32 protein-coding genes are annotated in these 17,616 nt (G+C 60.5%); all 32 read left to right on the top strand.

All coding sequences use genetic code 11. The features are described from left to right. The coding region (locus ABIC51_RS27400; RefSeq protein ID WP_354006706.1) for an EF-Tu C-terminal domain-related protein at window positions 1-240 on the top strand (240 nt) is incomplete at its 5' end. A gap of 285 nt (window positions 241-525) precedes the next feature. Further along, a complete protein-coding gene (gene rpsJ / locus ABIC51_RS27395; RefSeq protein ID WP_004199280.1) occupies window positions 526-837 on the top strand; it encodes a 30S ribosomal protein S10 in 312 nt (103 codons plus the stop codon). Window positions 838-1,015: 178 nt separating this feature from the next. Then, complete coding sequence (rplC, locus tag ABIC51_RS27390; protein WP_006482922.1) at window positions 1,016-1,666, top strand: 50S ribosomal protein L3; 651 nt, start codon at window positions 1,016-1,018, stop codon at window positions 1,664-1,666. After that, window positions 1,666-2,286: a 50S ribosomal protein L4 gene (gene rplD, locus ABIC51_RS27385; protein ID WP_006477192.1), complete on the top strand. Its 621-nt coding sequence runs from the start codon at window positions 1,666-1,668 to the stop codon at window positions 2,284-2,286. The genes rplC and rplD overlap by 1 nt, the downstream gene beginning before the upstream one ends. Next, window positions 2,283-2,597 carry a 50S ribosomal protein L23 gene (gene rplW, locus ABIC51_RS27380; RefSeq protein WP_004199275.1) on the top strand — a complete coding sequence of 105 codons (315 nt, stop codon included), beginning with the start codon at window positions 2,283-2,285 and terminating at the stop codon, window positions 2,595-2,597. The genes rplD and rplW overlap by 4 nt, the downstream gene beginning before the upstream one ends. A 2-nt stretch (window positions 2,598-2,599) precedes the next feature. Further along, window positions 2,600-3,427: a 50S ribosomal protein L2 gene (gene rplB, locus ABIC51_RS27375; RefSeq protein WP_006482900.1), complete on the top strand. Its 828-nt coding sequence runs from the start codon at window positions 2,600-2,602 to the stop codon at window positions 3,425-3,427. A 10-nt stretch (window positions 3,428-3,437) separates the two neighbouring features. Continuing rightward, window positions 3,438-3,713 (top strand): 30S ribosomal protein S19, encoded by a 276-nt coding sequence (gene rpsS / locus ABIC51_RS27370; protein WP_004199273.1) that lies wholly within the window; start codon window positions 3,438-3,440, stop codon window positions 3,711-3,713. 12 nt (window positions 3,714-3,725) lie between these two features. After that, window positions 3,726-4,055: a 50S ribosomal protein L22 gene (gene rplV, locus ABIC51_RS27365; RefSeq protein ID WP_004199272.1), complete on the top strand. Its 330-nt coding sequence runs from the start codon at window positions 3,726-3,728 to the stop codon at window positions 4,053-4,055. A gap of 11 nt (window positions 4,056-4,066) precedes the next feature. Continuing rightward, complete coding sequence (gene rpsC, locus ABIC51_RS27360; RefSeq protein ID WP_006482899.1) at window positions 4,067-4,867, top strand: 30S ribosomal protein S3; 801 nt, start codon at window positions 4,067-4,069, stop codon at window positions 4,865-4,867. A 2-nt stretch (window positions 4,868-4,869) separates the two neighbouring features. Further along, on the top strand, window positions 4,870-5,286 hold the full coding sequence (rplP, locus tag ABIC51_RS27355) for a 50S ribosomal protein L16 (RefSeq protein WP_006482873.1): 417 nt from the start codon (window positions 4,870-4,872) through the stop codon (window positions 5,284-5,286). 9 nt (window positions 5,287-5,295) lie between these two features. Then, window positions 5,296-5,490 (top strand): 50S ribosomal protein L29, encoded by a 195-nt coding sequence (gene rpmC, locus ABIC51_RS27350; protein ID WP_006400652.1) that lies wholly within the window; start codon window positions 5,296-5,298, stop codon window positions 5,488-5,490. After that, window positions 5,487-5,759 carry a 30S ribosomal protein S17 gene (gene rpsQ, locus ABIC51_RS27345; protein WP_006477189.1) on the top strand — a complete coding sequence of 91 codons (273 nt, stop codon included), beginning with the start codon at window positions 5,487-5,489 and terminating at the stop codon, window positions 5,757-5,759. Before rpmC ends, rpsQ begins: the two co-directional genes overlap by 4 nt. Window positions 5,760-6,068: 309 nt before the next feature. Further along, entirely contained in the window at window positions 6,069-6,437 is a 369-nt protein-coding gene (gene rplN, locus ABIC51_RS27340) for a 50S ribosomal protein L14 (RefSeq protein ID WP_006482918.1), read from the top strand. Window positions 6,438-6,446: 9 nt separating this feature from the next. Next, complete coding sequence (gene rplX, locus ABIC51_RS27335) at window positions 6,447-6,755, top strand: 50S ribosomal protein L24 (RefSeq protein ID WP_006477187.1); 309 nt, start codon at window positions 6,447-6,449, stop codon at window positions 6,753-6,755. Window positions 6,756-6,771: 16 nt separating this feature from the next. Further along, window positions 6,772-7,311, top strand: a complete 540-nt coding sequence (gene rplE, locus ABIC51_RS27330) for a 50S ribosomal protein L5 (RefSeq protein WP_006482882.1) — start codon at window positions 6,772-6,774, stop codon at window positions 7,309-7,311. Window positions 7,312-7,318: 7 nt separating this feature from the next. Continuing rightward, entirely contained in the window at window positions 7,319-7,624 is a 306-nt protein-coding gene (rpsN, locus tag ABIC51_RS27325; protein WP_011350676.1) for a 30S ribosomal protein S14, read from the top strand. Window positions 7,625-7,638: 14 nt separating this feature from the next. Next, window positions 7,639-8,034 carry a 30S ribosomal protein S8 gene (rpsH, locus tag ABIC51_RS27320; RefSeq protein ID WP_006477185.1) on the top strand — a complete coding sequence of 132 codons (396 nt, stop codon included), beginning with the start codon at window positions 7,639-7,641 and terminating at the stop codon, window positions 8,032-8,034. 18 nt (window positions 8,035-8,052) lie between these two features. Then, window positions 8,053-8,583: a 50S ribosomal protein L6 gene (gene rplF / locus ABIC51_RS27315; protein WP_006758786.1), complete on the top strand. Its 531-nt coding sequence runs from the start codon at window positions 8,053-8,055 to the stop codon at window positions 8,581-8,583. A gap of 12 nt (window positions 8,584-8,595) precedes the next feature. Beyond that, the gene (rplR, locus tag ABIC51_RS27310; protein ID WP_006477183.1) at window positions 8,596-8,961 is read left to right on the top strand and encodes a 50S ribosomal protein L18; all 366 of its coding nucleotides are present in this window, start codon (window positions 8,596-8,598) and stop codon (window positions 8,959-8,961) included. Window positions 8,962-8,975: 14 nt separating this feature from the next. Beyond that, window positions 8,976-9,494, top strand: coding sequence for a 30S ribosomal protein S5 (gene rpsE, locus ABIC51_RS27305; protein WP_006482895.1), 519 nt, complete (start codon window positions 8,976-8,978; stop codon window positions 9,492-9,494). 15 nt (window positions 9,495-9,509) lie between these two features. Next, window positions 9,510-9,692, top strand: coding sequence for a 50S ribosomal protein L30 (gene rpmD, locus ABIC51_RS27300; RefSeq protein WP_006400644.1), 183 nt, complete (start codon window positions 9,510-9,512; stop codon window positions 9,690-9,692). A gap of 26 nt (window positions 9,693-9,718) precedes the next feature. Then, window positions 9,719-10,153, top strand: coding sequence for a 50S ribosomal protein L15 (gene rplO / locus ABIC51_RS27295; protein ID WP_006482880.1), 435 nt, complete (start codon window positions 9,719-9,721; stop codon window positions 10,151-10,153). A gap of 42 nt (window positions 10,154-10,195) precedes the next feature. Continuing rightward, window positions 10,196-11,545, top strand: a complete 1,350-nt coding sequence (gene secY, locus ABIC51_RS27290) for a preprotein translocase subunit SecY (RefSeq protein WP_006482915.1) — start codon at window positions 10,196-10,198, stop codon at window positions 11,543-11,545. A gap of 8 nt (window positions 11,546-11,553) precedes the next feature. Next, window positions 11,554-11,772 carry a translation initiation factor IF-1 gene (gene infA / locus ABIC51_RS27285; protein WP_004521905.1) on the top strand — a complete coding sequence of 73 codons (219 nt, stop codon included), beginning with the start codon at window positions 11,554-11,556 and terminating at the stop codon, window positions 11,770-11,772. 20 nt (window positions 11,773-11,792) lie between these two features. Then, entirely contained in the window at window positions 11,793-11,909 is a 117-nt protein-coding gene (gene rpmJ, locus ABIC51_RS27280; RefSeq protein WP_004199844.1) for a 50S ribosomal protein L36, read from the top strand. A gap of 38 nt (window positions 11,910-11,947) precedes the next feature. Further along, on the top strand, window positions 11,948-12,313 hold the full coding sequence (rpsM, locus tag ABIC51_RS27275; RefSeq protein WP_006400641.1) for a 30S ribosomal protein S13: 366 nt from the start codon (window positions 11,948-11,950) through the stop codon (window positions 12,311-12,313). A 28-nt stretch (window positions 12,314-12,341) separates the two neighbouring features. Continuing rightward, the gene (gene rpsK, locus ABIC51_RS27270; protein WP_004197937.1) at window positions 12,342-12,743 is read left to right on the top strand and encodes a 30S ribosomal protein S11; all 402 of its coding nucleotides are present in this window, start codon (window positions 12,342-12,344) and stop codon (window positions 12,741-12,743) included. Between the two features lie 154 nt (window positions 12,744-12,897). Then, the gene (rpsD, locus tag ABIC51_RS27265) at window positions 12,898-13,521 is read left to right on the top strand and encodes a 30S ribosomal protein S4 (protein WP_021161733.1); all 624 of its coding nucleotides are present in this window, start codon (window positions 12,898-12,900) and stop codon (window positions 13,519-13,521) included. Window positions 13,522-13,645: 124 nt separating this feature from the next. Continuing rightward, window positions 13,646-14,623: a DNA-directed RNA polymerase subunit alpha gene (locus ABIC51_RS27260; RefSeq protein WP_006477176.1), complete on the top strand. Its 978-nt coding sequence runs from the start codon at window positions 13,646-13,648 to the stop codon at window positions 14,621-14,623. A 148-nt stretch (window positions 14,624-14,771) separates the two neighbouring features. Continuing rightward, entirely contained in the window at window positions 14,772-15,167 is a 396-nt protein-coding gene (rplQ, locus tag ABIC51_RS27255; RefSeq protein WP_006477175.1) for a 50S ribosomal protein L17, read from the top strand. A gap of 208 nt (window positions 15,168-15,375) precedes the next feature. Beyond that, on the top strand, window positions 15,376-15,702 hold the full coding sequence (gene cutA / locus ABIC51_RS27250; RefSeq protein ID WP_124546535.1) for a divalent-cation tolerance protein CutA: 327 nt from the start codon (window positions 15,376-15,378) through the stop codon (window positions 15,700-15,702). Next, window positions 15,695-17,545, top strand: a complete 1,851-nt coding sequence (gene dsbD, locus ABIC51_RS27245; protein ID WP_175855774.1) for a protein-disulfide reductase DsbD — start codon at window positions 15,695-15,697, stop codon at window positions 17,543-17,545. Before cutA ends, dsbD begins: the two co-directional genes overlap by 8 nt. Window positions 17,546-17,616 lie beyond the last annotated feature (71 nt).

Below are 17,616 nucleotides of genomic sequence, written 5' to 3'. Positions count from 1 at the left end.
GAAGGCGGCCGTCACACGCCGTTCTTCAACAACTACCGTCCGCAGTTCTACTTCCGTACGACGGACGTGACGGGCTCGATCGAGCTGCCGAAGGACAAGGAAATGGTGATGCCGGGCGACAACGTGTCGATCACGGTGAAGCTGATTGCACCGATCGCGATGGAAGAAGGTCTGCGCTTCGCAATCCGCGAAGGTGGCCGTACGGTCGGCGCCGGCGTCGTCGCCAAGATCCTCGACTAAGATCGACGATCCGCGGATCCTTCCGGGATCTGCGATCCCACGGTATGCAGTTGTACCGTCGAAACCGGGTGTTCAGCTTGCGCTGGCACCCGGTTTTTCTTTATGGCGTGCCGTCACGCACATTGACAAACCCGCACCACCTCTCCGATTTTTCGTGTAGAATCGCGGGCTTAGCAGTGGAAGTACCGTTCGGAACCTGTCGCTTCGCTCCCCGCAGGCAGCAGGTTTCGCGTTCTTTTGGTGTCCGGCGGTGCAACATCGCCTCGCTCTTTTCAAGGAATCGTCATGCAGCAACAGAAAATCCGCATTCGCCTGAAGGCTTTCGACTATCGTCTGATCGATCAATCGGCTGCCGAAATCGTCGATACCGCGAAGCGGACTGGCGCAATCGTCCGTGGCCCGGTGCCGCTGCCGACGCGCATTCAGCGTTTTGACATCCTGCGTTCGCCGCACGTCAACAAGACGTCGCGCGATCAGCTCGAAATCCGTACCCACCAGCGCCTGATGGACATCGTCGATCCGACCGACAAGACGGTTGACGCGCTGATGAAGCTCGATCTGCCGGCTGGCGTCGACGTGGAAATCAAGCTGCAGTAAGGCTTCCGGCGCCAACCGGCTTGTCGGGTGGCGCTAAGTCTTTGTATTGCTTGCGGAAATCGAGGAGTCGGGCTATACTGCTTGGCTTTTCGCGTATTCGCGTAAAAAAGTTGGGCCTTGCGTGCCCGGCATTTTGTAAATCAGCCCCGACCAATCGCAGTCGGGAATGGAGAAAATGATGAGCCTTGGACTCGTAGGTCGCAAGGTTGGCATGACCCGTATCTTCACGGCTGAAGGGGATTCGATTCCCGTCACCGTGCTGGACGTGTCGGACAACCGCGTGACGCAGATCAAGACTGTTGAAACCGACGGCTACACGGCCGTGCAGGTTGCATTCGGCTCCCGTCGTGCATCGCGCGTGACGAAGCCGCTGGCAGGTCATCTCGCCAAAGCCGGTGTCGAAGCCGGTGAAATCCTCAAGGAATTCCGCATTGACGCGGCCAAGGCAGCTGAGCTGTCGAATGGCGCCGTGGTCGGTGCTGATCTTTTCGAAGTGGGCCAGAAGGTCGACGTGCAAGGCGTGTCGATCGGTAAGGGCTACGCCGGTACGATCAAGCGTTACAACTTCTCCTCCGGCCGTGCGACGCACGGTAACTCGCGCTCGCACAACGTGCCGGGCTCGATCGGTATGGCGCAGGATCCGGGTCGTGTTTTCCCGGGTAAACGCATGACGGGTCACATGGGTGACGTGACGGTGACGGTGCAGAACCTCGAAATCGCTCGTATCGACGCAGAGCGCAAGCTGCTGCTCGTGAAGGGTGCGATTCCGGGCGCGAAGGGCGGCAAGGTCTTCGTGACGCCGGCCGTCAAGACCAAGGGGGCGAAATAATGGAACTCAAGCTCCTGAACGAAAATGGTCAGGAAGGTGCAGTGGTCAACGCGTCGGACGTCGTGTTCGGTCGTGACTACAACGAAGCGCTGATCCACCAGGTCGTCGTCGCTTACCAGGCGAATGCTCGCCAGGGTAACCGCGCACAGAAGGACCGTGAGCAAGTCAAGCACACGACCAAGAAGCCGTGGCGCCAGAAGGGTACGGGCCGTGCTCGTGCCGGTATGTCGTCGAGCCCGCTGTGGCGTGGCGGTGGTCGTATCTTCCCGAATTCGCCGGAAGAAAACTTCTCGCACAAGGTCAACAAGAAGATGCATCGCGCAGGTCTCTGCTCGATCTTCTCGCAGCTGGCCCGTGAAGGCCGCCTGTCGGTCGTCGAGGACATCATCCTCGAAGCGCCGAAGACCAAGCTGCTGGCCGACAAATTCAAGACCATGGGTCTCGACTCCGTGCTGATCATCACCGACACGGTTGACGAAAACCTGTACCTGGCATCGCGCAACCTGCCGCACGTGGCAATTGTCGAGCCGCGCTACGCTGACCCGCTGTCGCTGATCTACTTCAAGAAAGTGCTGGTCACGAAGGCTGCGGTCGCCCAGATCGAGGAGTTGCTGTCATGAGCGAGATTCGCAAGAACGATCATCGTTTGATGCAGGTCCTGCTCGCACCGGTGATCTCGGAAAAGGCGACGCTGGTTGCCGACAAGAACGAGCAAGTCGTGTTCGAAGTCGCACCGGATGCCACGAAGCAGGAAGTGAAGGCGGCTGTCGAGCTGCTGTTCAAGGTTGAAGTTGATTCCGTCAACGTGCTGGTTCAGAAGGGCAAGCAAAAGCGCTTTGGCCGTTCGATGGGCCGCCGCAAGGACGTGAAGAAGGCGTACGTTTGCCTGAAGCCCGGCCAGGAAATCAACTTTGAAGCGGAGGCCAAGTAATCATGGCAATCGTTAAAGTTAAGCCGACATCGCCGGGTCGCCGCGCGATGGTCAAGGTGGTCAACAAGAACCTGCACCAGGGCAAGCCGTTCGCGGCACTGCTCGACTCGCAGAGCTCGACCGCCGGCCGTAACAACAATGGCCGTATCACCACGCGTCACAAGGGTGGTGGTCACAAGCAACACTATCGTATCGTCGATTTCCGTCGCACGAAGGATGGCATCCCGGCAAAGGTCGAGCGTCTCGAGTACGACCCGAACCGTAGCGCGAACATCGCGCTGGTGCTCTACGCAGACGGCGAACGTCGCTACATCATCGCCCCGAAGGGCCTGACCGTCGGCCAACAGCTGATGTCGGGTTCGGAAGCGCCGATCCGCGCAGGCAACACGCTGCCGATCCGCAACATTCCGGTCGGTACGACGATCCACTGCATCGAGATGCTGCCGGGCAAGGGCGCGCAAATGGCGCGTTCGGCTGGTACGTCGGCCATGCTGCTCGCACGTGAAGGCGTCTACGCGCAGGTTCGTCTGCGTTCGGGCGAAATCCGCCGCGTGCACATCGAGTGCCGTGCAACGATCGGTGAAGTCGGCAACGAAGAGCATAGCCTGCGCCAGATCGGCAAGGCTGGCGCGAACCGCTGGCGCGGTATCCGCCCGACGGTGCGTGGCGTTGCGATGAACCCGGTTGATCACCCGCACGGTGGTGGTGAGGGCAAGACGGCTGCAGGTCGCGATCCGGTTAGCCCGTGGGGTACGCCGGCTAAGGGTTATCGCACCCGTAGCAACAAGCGCACGACGACGATGATCGTCCAGCGCCGTCACAAGCGTTAAGGAGTAGGCAATGGCACGTTCTGTAAAAAAAGGTCCGTTCTGCGACGCCCATTTGCTGAAGAAAGTTGAGGCGGCTGCAGCTTCGCGCGACAAAAAGCCGATCAAGACCTGGTCGCGTCGCTCGACGATTCTGCCGGATTTCATCGGCCTGACGATCGCTGTTCACAACGGCCGTCAACACGTTCCGGTGTACATCTCGGAAAACATGGTCGGCCACAAGCTTGGCGAGTTCGCACTGACCCGTACGTTCAAGGGTCACGCGGCCGACAAGAAGGCCAAGAAATAAGGGGCAATCAAGATGGAAGTGAAAGCAATTCATCGCGGTGCCCGCATCTCGGCGCAAAAAACGCGCCTTGTGGCTGACCAGATCCGCGGTTTGCCGGTCGACAAGGCGCTGAACGTTCTGACGTTCTCGCCGAAGAAAGCGGCTGGCATCGTGAAGAAGGTTGTGCTGTCGGCAATCGCGAATGCGGAGCACAACGAAGGCGCCGATATCGACGAGCTCAAGATCAAGAGCATCTACGTCGACAAGGCTGCATCGCTCAAGCGTTTCACCGCGCGCGCCAAGGGCCGCGGTAACCGCATCGAGAAGCAATCCTGTCACATCACTGTGACGGTCGGGAATTAAGGAGCCATACGATGGGACAGAAAATTCATCCGACTGGCTTCCGCCTGGCTGTCAGCCGCAATTGGGCTTCGCGTTGGTACGCGAACAACAACAATTTCGCGGCGATGCTTCAGGAAGACATCGGTGTTCGTGAGTACCTGAAGAAGAAGCTGAAGAACGCTTCGGTCGGTCGGGTCGTCATCGAGCGTCCGGCGAAGAACGCGCGCATCACGATTTACAGCTCGCGTCCGGGCGTGGTCATCGGCAAGAAGGGCGAGGATATCGAACAGCTGAAGACGGAACTGCAACGCCGCATGGGCGTTCCGGTTCACGTCAACATCGAAGAAATCCGCAAGCCGGAAACCGATGCTCAGCTGATCGCTGACTCGATCACGCAACAGCTCGAGCGCCGGATCATGTTCCGTCGCGCGATGAAGCGTGCGATGCAGAACGCGATGCGTCTGGGTGCCCAGGGCATCAAGATCATGAGCGCAGGCCGTCTGAACGGTATCGAAATCGCTCGTACGGAGTGGTATCGCGAAGGTCGCGTGCCGCTTCACACGCTGCGTGCTGATATCGACTACGCGACTTCGGAAGCGAAGACGACTTACGGGATCATCGGCGTCAAGGTGTGGGTCTACAAGGGCGATACGCTCGGCCGCAACGACGCACCGGTGGTGGAAGAAGTAGCCGAAGACAAGCGTCCGCGTCGCAATGCGCGTCCGGGCGACCGTCGTCCGCGCCGTGACGGCGAAGGCGGCGCTCCGGGTGCTCGTCGTGGCGCACCGCGCCGCGGCGCCGGCAAGCCCGAAGACGGCAAGACTGGAGAATAACGATGCTGCAACCGAAACGCAGAAAGTATCGTAAAGAGCAGAAGGGTCGTAACACCGGCAAGGCGACGCGCGGCAACGCAGTGTCGTTCGGTGAATTCGGCCTGAAGGCGATCGGTCGCGGTCGTTTGACCGCACGTCAGATTGAAGCGGCGCGTCGTGCAATGACGCGTCACATCAAGCGTGGCGGCCGCATCTGGATCCGGATCTTCCCGGACAAGCCGATTTCGCAGAAGCCGGCCGAAGTGCGTATGGGTAACGGTAAGGGTAACCCGGAGTACTACGTCGCCGAGATTCAGCCGGGCAAGATGCTCTATGAAATGGACGGCGTAACCGAAGAACTGGCACGCGAAGCGTTCCGTCTGGCTGCAGCCAAGCTGCCGCTCAAGACGGCATTCATCGTGCGCCAGCTCGGCGCCTAAGGAGAAAACATGAAGGCTTCCGAACTTCTCCAGAAAGACCAGGCCGCGCTCAACAAGGAGCTGGCGGACCTGCTGAAGGCGCAATTCGGCCTGCGCATGCAACTCGCGACCCAGCAGCTCACGAACACGAGCCAGCTGAAGAAGGTTCGTCGCGACATCGCACGTGTGCGGACCGTCATGACTCAGAAGGCGAACCAGAAATGAACGATAGCGTGAAAACCTCGCTGAAGCGGACGCTGGTCGGTCGGGTCGTCAGCAACAAGATGGACAAGACCGTCACCGTGCTGATCGAGCACCGCGTCAAGCATCCGATCTACGGCAAGTATGTCGTGCGCTCGAAGAAGTACCACGCGCATGATGAAGCGAACACCTACAACGAAGGCGATCTCGTCGAAATCCAGGAAACTCGTCCTGTTTCGAAGACGAAGGCCTGGACGGTGTCGCGCCTCGTCGAAGCAGCTCGCGTCATCTAAGCGGGCAGCGCAGTAGGCAGTAACAGGCACTTCTCCACGAAGTGCTTGAAATCGCAAAGTTTTTGCTTGCGTGACCGGGATTATTTGTTATAATCCCGGTCTTCCCTCTTTATGGGAGCCCCGTCGCGGGCGAAGTTGGTGGGGGAAGCGGACTGGCGCCTGCCTGTCCGAAAGATTCACCGAATTGCGATGGCGGGTTTCGTTTGCCGTCGCTGCTGTTCCAACCCAAGCAGCCGATTGGCTGACGGGACCAAGACTGACCGAATGCATCATGGTGGTGCATCCGGATTAAGTTGGGAAAGACAAACCATGATCCAGACCGAATCTCGGCTCGAAGTAGCCGACAACACGGGTGCACGTGAAGTCCTGTGCATCAAGGTGCTCGGCGGCTCGAAGCGTCGTTATGCCGGCATTGGCGACATCATCAAGGTGAGCGTCAAAGAGGCAACGCCGCGCGGGCGCGTGAAGAAAGGCGAAATTTACAACGCCGTGGTGGTCCGCACCGCCAAGGGCGTGCGCCGTCAAGACGGCTCGCTGATCAAGTTCGACGGCAACGCCGCTGTGCTTTTGAATAACAAGCTCGAGCCGATCGGCACCCGTATCTTCGGGCCGGTGACGCGTGAGCTGCGTAGCGAACGATTCATGAAGATCGTTTCGCTGGCGCCGGAAGTGCTGTAAGGAGTCGCGATGAACAAGATTCGCAAAGGTGACGAAGTCATCGTCGTCACTGGCAAGGACAAGGGCAAGCGCGGCGTCGTGCTGGCTGTCGGTGCAGAGCATGTGACGGTTGAAGGTATCAACCTCGTCAAGAAGCATGTGAAGCCGAACCCGATGAAGGGTACGACGGGTGGCGTGGAAGCGAAGACGATGCCCCTGCATATTTCGAACGTCGCACTGGTCGACGCGAATGGCAAGGCGTCGCGTGTTGGCATCAAGGTCGAGGAAGGCAAGAAGGTTCGCTTCCTGAAGACGACCGGTGCCGTACTGAGCGCCTGACGCAGCGGAGTAAAAAATGGCTCGTTTTCAAGAGTTTTACAAAGAAAAGGTTGTGCCCGGCCTGATCGAGAAGTTCGGTTACAAGTCGGTCATGGAAGTGCCGCGCATCACCAAGATCACGCTGAACATGGGTCTTGGCGAAGCGATCGCTGACAAGAAGATCATCGAGAACGCCGTCGGCGACCTCACGAAGATCGCTGGTCAGAAGCCGGTCGTGACGAAGGCACGCAAGGCAATCGCAGGCTTCAAGATCCGCCAGGGTTACCCGATCGGCGCGATGGTGACGCTGCGTGGCCGTGCAATGTACGAATTCCTCGACCGTTTCGTGACGGTTGCCCTGCCCCGCGTGCGTGACTTCCGCGGCGTGTCGGGTCGTGCTTTCGATGGCCGTGGCAACTACAACATCGGTGTGAAAGAGCAGATCATTTTCCCCGAAATCGACTACGACAAGATCGACGCACTGCGTGGGCTGAACATCAGCATCACGACGACTGCGAAGACCGACGACGAAGCAAAGGCTCTGCTCGCCAGCTTCAAGTTCCCGTTCAGAAACTGAGGTTACCGTGGCTAAACTGGCACTGATCGAACGTGAAAAGAAGCGCGCCCGCCTGGTCGCGAAGTTCGCAGCAAAGCGCGATGCGCTGAAGGCGATCGTCGAAGACCAAAGCAAGTCGGAAGAAGAGCGCTACGAAGCACGCCTTGAGCTGCAGCAACTGCCCCGCAACGCAAACCCGACCCGCCAGCGTAACCGCTGCGCGATCACGGGCCGTCCGCGTGGCACGTTCCGTAAATTCGGCCTCGCGCGTAACAAGATTCGTGAAATCGCATTCCGTGGCGAGATTCCTGGCCTGACCAAGGCGAGCTGGTAATAGGAGAAACGTAAATGAGCATGAGTGATCCTATCGCCGATATGCTGACTCGCATCCGCAACGCGCAGATGGTCGAGAAGGTATCGGTTGCGATGCCCTCGTCGAAGGTCAAGGTTGCAATCGCGCAAGTCCTGAAGGACGAAGGTTACATCGACGATTTCGCCGTCAAGGCGGAAGGTGCGAAGTCCGAACTGAATATCGCGCTGAAGTACTACGCAGGTCGCCCGGTCATCGAACGCCTCGAGCGCGTGTCGAAGCCTGGTCTGCGCGTGTACCGCGGCCGTAACGACATTCCGCAGGTCATGAACGGCCTGGGCGTGGCAATCGTGTCGACGCCGAAGGGCGTGATGACCGACCGCAAGGCGCGCGCTACCGGCGTCGGCGGCGAAGTCATCTGCTACGTCGCTTAAAGCCGAGGAGAGAGAAACATGTCTCGAGTAGGTAAGAGCCCGATCGCGCTGCAAGGCGCGGAAGTCAAGCTGGCCGACGGTGCGATCACCGTCAAGGGCCCGCTGGGCACCATCACGCAAGCGATCAATCCGCTCGTGAACGTGGCGAACAACGACGGCACGCTGAACCTGTCGCCGGTGGACGAAAGCCGCGAAGCAAATGCACTGTCGGGCACGATGCGCGCGATCATCGCGAATGCCGTGCACGGCGTGACCAAGGGTTTCGAGCGCAAGCTGACGCTGGTTGGCGTCGGTTATCGTGCGCAAGCGCAAGGCGACAAGCTGAACCTGTCGCTGGGTTTCTCGCACCCGGTGGTGCACCAGATGCCGGAAGGCGTCAAGGCAGAAACCCCGACGCAAACCGAAATCGTGATCAAGGGGATCAACAAGCAACAAGTCGGTCAAGTAGCTGCGGAAGTTCGCGGTTACCGTCCGCCGGAACCCTACAAGGGCAAGGGCGTGCGCTATTCCGACGAGGTTGTGATCCTCAAAGAAACGAAGAAGAAGTAAGGGTGCGCAATCATGGATAAGACTCAATCTCGCCTGCGCCGCGCTCGCCAGACGCGTATCAAGATCGCTGAGCTGCAGGTCGCGCGTCTCGCCGTGCATCGCACGAACACGCACATCTACGCTCAAGTGTTCTCGCCCTGCGGCACCAAGGTGCTCGCCAGCGCGTCGACGCTCGAAGCAGAAGTGCGCGCTGAACTGGCCGACAAGTCGGGCAAGGGCGGCAACGTTAATGCCGCGACGCTGATCGGCAAGCGTATTGCCGAGAAGGCAAAGGCTGCCGGCATCGAATCCGTCGCCTTCGACCGCTCGGGCTTCCGCTACCACGGCCGCGTCAAGGCGCTGGCTGAGGCAGCTCGCGAAGCTGGGCTCAAGTTCTAAGGAAGGAATTCGTCATGGCAAAGATGCAAGCGAAAGTTCAGGCTGACGAGCGCGACGACGGCCTTCGTGAAAAGATGATTTCGGTCAACCGCGTGACCAAGGTCGTGAAGGGTGGCCGTATTCTCGGCTTCGCCGCACTGACCGTGGTTGGCGACGGCGATGGCCGCATCGGTATGGGCAAGGGCAAGGCGAAGGAAGTGCCGGTCGCTGTCCAGAAGGCAATGGAACAAGCTCGCCGCAACATGTTCAAGGTGCCGCTCAAGAACGGCACGCTGCAACACGAAGTGCACGGCAAGCATGGCGCATCGGCTGTCCTCCTCGCTCCGGCGAAGGCAGGTACGGGCGTGATCGCCGGCGGCCCGATGCGCGCAGTGTTCGACGTGATGGGCGTTCAGAACGTCGTGGCAAAGAGCCACGGTTCGACGAACCCGTACAACCTCGTTCGCGCCACGCTGGACGGTCTGCGCAAGCAGTCCACCCCGGCAGACATCGCGGCGAAGCGCGGCAAGTCCGTCGAAGAAATTTTGGGCTAAGCCCGGGTGGTCACCATGTCTGAAAAAACTGTCAAGGTTCAGCTCGTTAAGAGCCTGATCGGGACCCGCGAATCGCACCGCGCGACCGTGCGTGGCCTGGGCCTGCGCCGACTCAACTCGGTCAGCGAGCTTCAGGACACGCCGGCGGTCCGCGGCATGATCAACAAGGTCTCGTACCTCGTTAAGGTCATCGCGTAAGCGGCCCTACGGATCAAGGAGTTGATATGGAATTGAATAACCTGAAGCCGGCAGCTGGCGCCAAGCACGCCAAGCGTCGCGTCGGCCGTGGCATCGGTTCGGGCCTCGGCAAGACGGCTGGCCGTGGTCACAAGGGTCAGAAATCGCGTTCGGGCGGCTTCCACAAAGTCGGTTTCGAAGGCGGTCAGATGCCGCTGCAACGTCGTCTGCCGAAGCGCGGCTTCACGTCGCTGACGAAGGAATTCGTCGGTGAAGTGCGCCTGGGCGACCTCGAGAAGCTGCCGGTCGATGAGATCGATCTGCTCGCACTGAAGCAAGCCGGCCTGGTCGGCGAGCTGACGAAGAGCGCAAAGATCATCGCGACGGGCGAGCTGAAGCGCAAGATCGTCGTGAAGGGTCTCGGTGCCACCAAGGGTGCGCGTGCTGCGATCGAAGCGGCTGGCGGTTCGTTCGCCGAGTGACACGCGTAGCGCGTCGTCATTTGCATTCATCGGAGAAGGTACTTGGCTAACAGCCCGAGTCTTGCAAAACCCGGTCGAAGCACGGCGAAATTCGGCGATCTGCGCCGGCGAGCGATGTTCCTGCTCCTGGCGCTGATCGTCTATCGCATCGGCGCGCACATTCCCGTGCCGGGCATCGATCCGGATCAACTGGCTAAGCTGTTCCAGAGCCAGGCGGGCGGCATCCTGGGCATGTTCAACATGTTCTCGGGTGGCGCGCTTTCCCGCTTCACGATCTTTGCGCTGGGGATCATGCCGTACATTTCGGCGTCGATCATCATGCAGTTGCTGGCGATCGTATCGCCGCAGCTCGAGGCGCTGAAGAAGGAAGGGCAGGCAGGGCAACGGAAGATCACGCAGTACACACGGTATTTCACCGTCGTGCTCGCGACCTTCCAGGCGTTCGGTATCGCGGCTGCGCTGGAAAACCAGCCGGGCCTCGTCACCGATCCCGGCATGCTGTTCCGTCTGACGACGGTCGTGACGCTGGTTACCGGCACGATGTTCCTGATGTGGCTCGGCGAGCAGATTACCGAGCGTGGTCTGGGCAACGGTATCTCGATCATCATCTTCGGCGGGATCGCAGCAGGGTTCCCGAATGCCGTCGGTGGGTTGTTCGAGCTGGTGCGTACGGGTTCGATGAGCATCATTTCGGCGATCATCATCGTCGTCCTGATTGCCGCGGTGACTTACCTGGTCGTGTTCATCGAACGCGGGCAGCGCAAGATCCTCGTGAACTACGCGAAGCGCCAGGTCGGCAACAAGATCTACGGTGGGCAGTCGTCGCATCTGCCGCTGAAGCTGAACATGTCGGGTGTGATTCCGCCGATCTTCGCGTCGTCGATCATTCTGTTCCCGGCAACGATTCTCGGCTGGTTCAGTACCGGTCAGCCGACGGGAAGCTGGATTTCCAACACGTTGCATAACGTTGCGGAAGCGCTGAAGCCGGGCCAGCCGGTCTATGTGTTGCTGTACACGCTGGCGATCGTGTTTTTCTGCTTCTTCTACACCGCACTGGTGTTCAACAGCAGGGAAACCGCAGACAACCTGAAGAAGAGCGGCGCGTTTGTTCCGGGTATCCGTCCGGGCGATCAGACCGCACGATATATCGACCGCATCCTCACGCGTCTGACGCTGGCCGGTGCGATCTACATCGTCTTCGTGTGTCTGCTGCCGGAATTCCTGGTACTGCGCTGGAACGTGCCGTTTTATTTTGGTGGAACGTCGCTGCTGATCATTGTCGTCGTCACGATGGACTTTATGGCGCAGGTGCAGTCGTACGTTATGTCGCAACAGTATGAGTCACTGCTCAAGAAGGCTAACTTCAAGGGCGGCAACATCCCAATGCGTTAATAAGGACTATGGCCAAAGACGATGTAATCCAGATGCAAGGCGAGGTGATCGAAAACCTCCCGAATGCTACCTTCCGCGTGAAGCTGGAAAACGGCCATGTCGTGTTGGGGCATATCTCCGGAAAGATGCGGATGCACTACATCCGCATTCTCCCGGGCGACAAGGTGACGGTTGAATTGACGCCTTACGATCTGTCTCGTGCGCGGATCGTGTTCCGGGCGAAGTGATTTGAAAAAAGGGTATTATCATGAAAGTGATGGCATCGGTTAAGCGCATTTGCCGCAATTGCAAGATCATCAAGCGCAAAGGCGTCGTTCGCGTGATCTGCAGCTCGGATCCGCGCCACAAGCAGCGCCAAGGCTGACCGCGCGTTTGTTTGCGCTTTTTGTTTGAGGAAAAACAATGGCTCGTATCGCAGGGGTTAACATCCCGAATCACCAGCATACCGAGATCGGCCTGACGGCTATCTTCGGTATCGGCCGCACCCGTTCGCGCAGCATCTGCGTGGCAGCTGGCGTCGATTTTTCGAAGAAGGTCAAGGACTTGACCGACGCAGACTTGGAAAAGCTGCGTGAAGAAGTGGGCAAGTTTGTCGTCGAAGGCGATCTGCGCCGTGAAGTGACGATGAACATCAAGCGCCTGATGGACCTCGGTTGCTACCGTGGTGTTCGTCATCGCAAGGGCCTGCCGATGCGCGGTCAGCGTACGCGTACGAACGCACGTACTCGCAAGGGTCCGCGTCGTGCAGCGCAAGCGCTGAAGAAGTAAGCGGAACTGACAGTTACAGGAAAACGTAATGGCTAAGGCTTCGAACACCGCGGCGCAACGCGTTCGCAAGAAGGTTAAGAAGAACGTCGCTGAAGGCGTGGTTCACGTTCACGCGTCGTTCAACAACACGATCATCACGATCACCGATCGCCAAGGCAACGCACTGGCATGGGCGACGTCGGGCGGTCAGGGCTTCAAGGGCTCGCGCAAATCGACGCCGTTCGCTGCCCAGGTCGCAGCCGAGTCGGCTGGCCGCGTCGCGATGGAATACGGCGTGAAGAATCTGGAAGTGCGGATCAAGGGCCCGGGCCCGGGTCGTGAGTCGGCAGTGCGCGCACTGCACGGCCTCGGCATCAAGATCACCGCGATTTCGGATGTCACCCCGATTCCGCACAACGGCTGCCGTCCGCCGAAGCGTCGTCGTATCTAAAGGTGTGCTGGCACGTTCGTGCTGGCACATTGCCTGTCGCCGCGTAGCGTCGACGGGCGTTGCTTTTTTGATTGACTAAGCCCACCGTTCGCCCCAAAGGGAGCGAACTAGCGCGGATTTCGATCCGCGTGACTGATTGATAAAGGAATGCAAAGTGGCACGTTATATCGGCCCTAAGGCCAAGCTGTCCCGCCGTGAAGGCACCGACCTGTTCCTGAAGAGCGCGCGCCGCTCGCTCGCCGACAAGTGCAAGCTCGACAGCAAGCCGGGCCAGCACGGCCGTACCTCGGGCGCACGTACGTCCGACTACGGTACGCAGCTGCGTGAAAAGCAGAAGGTCAAGCGCATCTACGGCGTGCTGGAGCGTCAGTTCCGTCGCTACTTCGCTGAAGCCGACCGCCGCAAGGGCAACACGGGTGAAAACCTGCTGCAACTGCTCGAGTCGCGCCTCGACAACGTCGTGTATCGCATGGGCTTCGGCTCGACCCGCGCTGAAGCGCGTCAGCTGGTGAGCCACAAGTCGATCACCGTGAACGGCGTCGTCGCAAACGTCCCGTCGCAGCAAGTGAAGGCGGGTGACATCGTCGCGATCCGCGAAAAGGCGAAGAAGCAAGCGCGTATCGTCGAAGCGCTGTCGCTGGCCGAGCAAGGCGGCATGCCGAGCTGGGTTGCAGTCGATGCGAAGAAGTTCGAAGGCACGTTCAAGCAAATGCCGGAACGCGCTGAAATCGCAGGCGACATCAACGAAAGCCTGATCGTCGAATTGTATTCGCGTTAATCCGATTGACGGCCGAGGTACCCCGATTGCGTTGCGCAAGGAGGGGCCTCGGCTGTTTATTTTCTGGTTGTTACCGGTCAGCCTTATCGGTGTAACGAGCCGAGGGTATTGAAAAGGAAAGCCCATGCAAACCAGTTTGCTGAAACCCAAGATCATCGCCGTGGAATCGCTGGGCGAGAACCACGCGAGGGTGGTCATGGAACCGTTCGAACGCGGTTACGGCCATACCTTGGGCAATGCGCTTCGCCGCGTGCTGCTGTCGTCGATGGTTGGCTACGCGCCGACCGAAGTGACGATCGCGGGCGTGGTGCACGAGTACTCGACGCTGGATGGCGTGCAGGAAGACGTCGTCAACCTGCTGCTGAACCTGAAGGGCGTGGTGTTCAAGCTGCATAACCGTGACGAAGTGACGGTTACGCTGCGCAAGGAAGGTGAAGGCGTTGTCACGGCCGGCGATATCGAGCTGGCTCACGACTGCGAAGTCATCAACCCGAATCACGTGATTGCGCACCTGTCGAAGGGTGGCAAGCTCGACGTTCAGATCAAGATCGAAAAGGGTCGCGGCTATGTGCCCGGCAACGTTCGTCGCTACGGCGAAGACACGGCCAAGATCATCGGCCGCATCGTCCTCGACGCATCGTTCTCGCCGGTTCGCCGCGTGAGCTATGCGGTCGAAAGCGCACGTGTCGAGCAGCGTACCGACCTCGACAAGCTCGTGATGAACATCGAAACGAGCGGTGTGATCACGCCGGAAGAAGCGATCCGTCAATCGGCCCGCATCCTGGTCGACCAGCTGTCCGTGTTCGCGGCGCTGGAAGGCACGGAAACGGCAGCCGAAGCGCCGTCGCGTGCACCGCAGATCGATCCGATCCTGCTGCGTCCGGTGGACGATCTCGAGCTGACGGTTCGTTCGGCGAACTGCCTGAAGGCCGAGAACATCTACTACATCGGCGATCTCATCCAGCGCACGGAAAACGAGCTGCTGAAGACGCCGAACCTCGGTCGCAAGTCGCTCAACGAGATCAAGGAAGTGCTCGCTTCGCGCGGTCTCACGCTGGGCATGAAGCTCGAAAACTGGCCGCCGGCTGGTCTCGACAAGTAAGCCCGCTTGTAGCGCTGCTGTTGCTGTAGTTGGCAAAGATGCGGATTTTCCTTTAAAATCCGCATCTTGCTTTTTTCATTACCGGCCCGTGCACCCATCGAGGTGCGATAGAAGAGCTGGATCAAAACTTTGAATCAAGGAAACTGAAATGCGCCATCGTCATGGTCTGCGGAAACTGAACCGCACGAGCAGCCACCGTCTGGCTATGCTCCGTAACATGTCCAACTCGCTGATCGAGCACGAAGTCATCAAGACGACGCTGCCGAAGGCGAAGGAACTCCGTAAAGTCGTCGAGCCGCTGATCACGCTCGGCAAGAAGCCGTCGCTGGCAAACCGTCGCCTGGCGTTCAACCGCCTGCGCGACCGTGACTCGGTGGCGAAGCTGTTCGACGTGCTCGGTCCGCGTTTCGCGAACCGTCCGGGCGGCTACCTGCGCGTGCTGAAGTTCGGCTTCCGCGTGGGCGACAACGCACCGATGGCACTGGTCGAGCTGCTCGATCGTCCGGAAGTCGACGAAACGGAAAACGTGCAAGAAGCTGAATAAGCTTCCGGTACGCAGCAGTATCTGAAAGGGGCCGAGCAATTGCTTGGCCCTTTTTGTTTTTGAAGCGGCGGCTGCGATCGATTGTCGCAGGGTGGTGCCGGCAGTGTTGCGCGGGCTGCGCTACGATACGGGGCAGCCGGTGCGCTCCCGGGTGGGCAACGCGCGCCGGCAGGAGCCAGGAGTCGATAGACCAGCCAGGAGGGCGCGGATGATAGTGGTGCTGATGCTGACGACGGTGCCCGATGCCGCGACCGCCGAGGCGCTTTCCGGCGGTGCGCTCGATGCGCGGCTTGCCGCGTGTGTGTCGGAGCTCGGTGCGATCAGGTCGCGCTATCACTGGCAGGGCAAGGTCGAAACGGCCGACGAGATCCAGTTGCTGTTCAAGACGAGCCCCGTGCGGGCGCTCGAACTGGAGCGATTTATTCTCGCGCATCATCCATACGAGACACCTGAAATCGTCTCGTGGCAGGCGACGGCCTCGGCCGCTTACGGCCAGTGGGTGACCAGCGAAACTCAACGTCTATTTCATGTTTAACGGTATGGCGCTTTCCGTGCGCGTGCGCGCGCTGCGGTTCCTCGCAGTCCTGTTGTCGTTCATGCTCGTGCTGGGCGGCGGCCTGTCGGTCGCGCGTGCGGCCGACGATTTCCTCGATCCGTCGGTGGCGTTCAAGTTCAGCGCGAGCGAATCGCCGGGGCAGGTGGACGTCCGCTTCAAGGTCGCCAACGGCTATTACCTGTACCGCGAGCGGTTCGCGTTCGCGGTGAAGAGCGGGCAGGCGACGCTCGGCGAGCCGCAGTTCCCCGCCGGCCATGTGAAGTTCGACCAGACGTTCCAGAAGAACGTCGAGACCTACCGTGACGAAGTCGTCGTTCACGTGCCCGTCAAGCAGGCGTCGGGGCCGTTCGAGCTCGCGGTGACGTCGCAGGGCTGCGCCGATGAAGGGATCTGCTATCCGCCCGCCGAGCACATCGTGAAGGTCGACGGCGCCGCATTGGGTGCGGCCTCGTCTTCCGGCGATGCGGCAGCCGAGGGCAGTTGGTTCGACAAGGTCACGAGCGCCGATTTCGCGCAGTCGCTGCTCGAGGGCCATGGCTTCTTCACGATCGTCGCGCTGTATTTCGTCGCGGGCGTCGTGCTGAGCCTCCTGCCGTGTTCGTACCCGATGATCCCGATCGTGTCGGCGATCATCATCGGTCAGGGCACGCGCGCGACGCATGCGCGCGGCTTTGCGCTGTCGTTGACGTACGTGGTCGGCATGGCGCTCGTCTATACGGTGCTGGGCATTGCCGCGGCACTGGTCGGCCAGAGCCTCGGCGCGTGGCTGCAGAACCCGTGGGTGCTCGGCGCGTTCGGCGTGCTGCTCACCGCATTCGCGGTGTCGCTGATTTCGGGCAAGGATATCGTGCTGCCCGCGCGCTGGCAGAACGGCGCAGCCGAGGTGTCGAGCGCGCGACAGGGCGGTCACTTCGTTGCGGTTGCCGCGATGGGCGCATTGTCGGCGCTGGTGGTCGGCGCATGCATGACGGCGCCGCTGTTCGCGGTGCTCGCTTTCATCGCACACACGGGCAATGCGCTGCTCGGCGGTGCCGCGCTGTTCGCGATGGGGCTGGGGCTCGGCGTGCCGTTGCTCGTGGTCGGCGTCGGTGCCGGTACGGTGCTGCCGCGCGCAGGTGCATGGATGGACGGCGTGAAGGTGTTCTTCGGCATCGTGCTGCTCGCGGCCGCGCTGTGGATCGTGTGGCCGGTGCTTGCCGGCGGCCTGAAGATGGTGCTCGCTGCGTTGTGGCTGCTCATCGCGGCCGCGGCGCTTGGCCTGTTCACGCCGCATGCCGGCGCCGCGTCGATCTGGCGCCGCCTCGGCCGTGGCCTCGGCGCCGCGCTCGCGATCTGGGCGGCGACGCTGCTCGTCGGTCTTGCGGCGGGCTCCAACGACCCCGTGAAACCGCTGGCTGTCCTTGCTGCGCGCACGGTCGCGTCGGGCGATGTGTCGGCAGCCGGTGCGGCTGCCGGGCAGCAGGGGCCGGCGTTCGCTTCGGTGCGCTCCAGCGGCGAACTCGACGCGCTGCTGAAGACGTCGGGCCAGCCCGTGATGCTCGACTTCTACGCCGACTGGTGCGTGAGCTGCAAGGAGATGGAGCATCTGACGTTCACGGATTCACGCGTGCAGGCGCGGCTCGCGCAGCTTCACCTGGTACGTGCGGACGTCACCGCGAACAACCCGGACGATCAGGCGCTGCTCAAGCGCTTCAACCTGTTCGGGCCGCCCGGCATCATCTTCTTCGATCGCAACGGCAACGAAATCGGCCGTGTGGTCGGCTATCAGGCAGCCGAGACGTTTCTGCGCAGTCTCGATCGCGCGGCGGTACCAACGGTGTAGCGCACGCTTGTCGGTGGCTTGTACACCGATTGCAAATGAAAACGGCGGGACACCGAAGTGTCCCGCCGTTT

The sequence above is a fragment of the Burkholderia sp. 572 genome (genome assembly GCF_040545135.1).
Taxonomy (GTDB): Bacteria; Pseudomonadota; Gammaproteobacteria; order Burkholderiales; family Burkholderiaceae; genus Burkholderia; species Burkholderia cepacia.
Note: the sequence above shows the minus strand (reverse complement) of the source record. Positions and strands in the feature narration are given on the sequence as shown.

Bases quoted from the DNA above. Each gene is read 5' to 3' on its own strand.
- ABIC51_RS27260 (WP_006477176.1), top strand. From the start codon at position 13,646: ATGCAAACCAGTTTGCTGAAACCCAAGATCATCGCCGTGGAATCGCTG.
- infA (WP_004521905.1), top strand. From the start codon at position 11,554: ATGGCCAAAGACGATGTAATCCAGATGCAAGGCGAGGTGATCGAAAAC.
- rpsH (WP_006477185.1), top strand. From the start codon at position 7,639: ATGAGCATGAGTGATCCTATCGCCGATATGCTGACTCGCATCCGCAAC.
- rpsE (WP_006482895.1), top strand. From the start codon at position 8,976: ATGGCAAAGATGCAAGCGAAAGTTCAGGCTGACGAGCGCGACGACGGC.
- rpmC (WP_006400652.1), top strand. From the start codon at position 5,296: ATGAAGGCTTCCGAACTTCTCCAGAAAGACCAGGCCGCGCTCAACAAG.
- cutA (WP_124546535.1), top strand. From the start codon at position 15,376: ATGATAGTGGTGCTGATGCTGACGACGGTGCCCGATGCCGCGACCGCC.
- rpsK (WP_004197937.1), top strand. From the start codon at position 12,342: ATGGCTAAGGCTTCGAACACCGCGGCGCAACGCGTTCGCAAGAAGGTT.
- rplF (WP_006758786.1), top strand. From the start codon at position 8,053: ATGTCTCGAGTAGGTAAGAGCCCGATCGCGCTGCAAGGCGCGGAAGTC.
- rplC (WP_006482922.1), top strand. From the start codon at position 1,016: ATGAGCCTTGGACTCGTAGGTCGCAAGGTTGGCATGACCCGTATCTTC.
- rpmD (WP_006400644.1), top strand. From the start codon at position 9,510: ATGTCTGAAAAAACTGTCAAGGTTCAGCTCGTTAAGAGCCTGATCGGG.
- rplP (WP_006482873.1), top strand. From the start codon at position 4,870: ATGCTGCAACCGAAACGCAGAAAGTATCGTAAAGAGCAGAAGGGTCGT.
- rplE (WP_006482882.1), top strand. From the start codon at position 6,772: ATGGCTCGTTTTCAAGAGTTTTACAAAGAAAAGGTTGTGCCCGGCCTG.
- rpsJ (WP_004199280.1), top strand. From the start codon at position 526: ATGCAGCAACAGAAAATCCGCATTCGCCTGAAGGCTTTCGACTATCGT.
- rplX (WP_006477187.1), top strand. From the start codon at position 6,447: ATGAACAAGATTCGCAAAGGTGACGAAGTCATCGTCGTCACTGGCAAG.
- rplO (WP_006482880.1), top strand. From the start codon at position 9,719: ATGGAATTGAATAACCTGAAGCCGGCAGCTGGCGCCAAGCACGCCAAG.
- rpsM (WP_006400641.1), top strand. From the start codon at position 11,948: ATGGCTCGTATCGCAGGGGTTAACATCCCGAATCACCAGCATACCGAG.
- rplD (WP_006477192.1), top strand. From the start codon at position 1,666: ATGGAACTCAAGCTCCTGAACGAAAATGGTCAGGAAGGTGCAGTGGTC.
- rplN (WP_006482918.1), top strand. From the start codon at position 6,069: ATGATCCAGACCGAATCTCGGCTCGAAGTAGCCGACAACACGGGTGCA.
- rplR (WP_006477183.1), top strand. From the start codon at position 8,596: ATGGATAAGACTCAATCTCGCCTGCGCCGCGCTCGCCAGACGCGTATC.
- rpmJ (WP_004199844.1), top strand. From the start codon at position 11,793: ATGAAAGTGATGGCATCGGTTAAGCGCATTTGCCGCAATTGCAAGATC.
- rpsS (WP_004199273.1), top strand. From the start codon at position 3,438: ATGGCACGTTCTGTAAAAAAAGGTCCGTTCTGCGACGCCCATTTGCTG.
- rpsQ (WP_006477189.1), top strand. From the start codon at position 5,487: ATGAACGATAGCGTGAAAACCTCGCTGAAGCGGACGCTGGTCGGTCGG.
- rplW (WP_004199275.1), top strand. From the start codon at position 2,283: ATGAGCGAGATTCGCAAGAACGATCATCGTTTGATGCAGGTCCTGCTC.
- rplQ (WP_006477175.1), top strand. From the start codon at position 14,772: ATGCGCCATCGTCATGGTCTGCGGAAACTGAACCGCACGAGCAGCCAC.
- rplB (WP_006482900.1), top strand. From the start codon at position 2,600: ATGGCAATCGTTAAAGTTAAGCCGACATCGCCGGGTCGCCGCGCGATG.
- rpsC (WP_006482899.1), top strand. From the start codon at position 4,067: ATGGGACAGAAAATTCATCCGACTGGCTTCCGCCTGGCTGTCAGCCGC.
- dsbD (WP_175855774.1), top strand. From the start codon at position 15,695: ATGTTTAACGGTATGGCGCTTTCCGTGCGCGTGCGCGCGCTGCGGTTC.
- rplV (WP_004199272.1), top strand. From the start codon at position 3,726: ATGGAAGTGAAAGCAATTCATCGCGGTGCCCGCATCTCGGCGCAAAAA.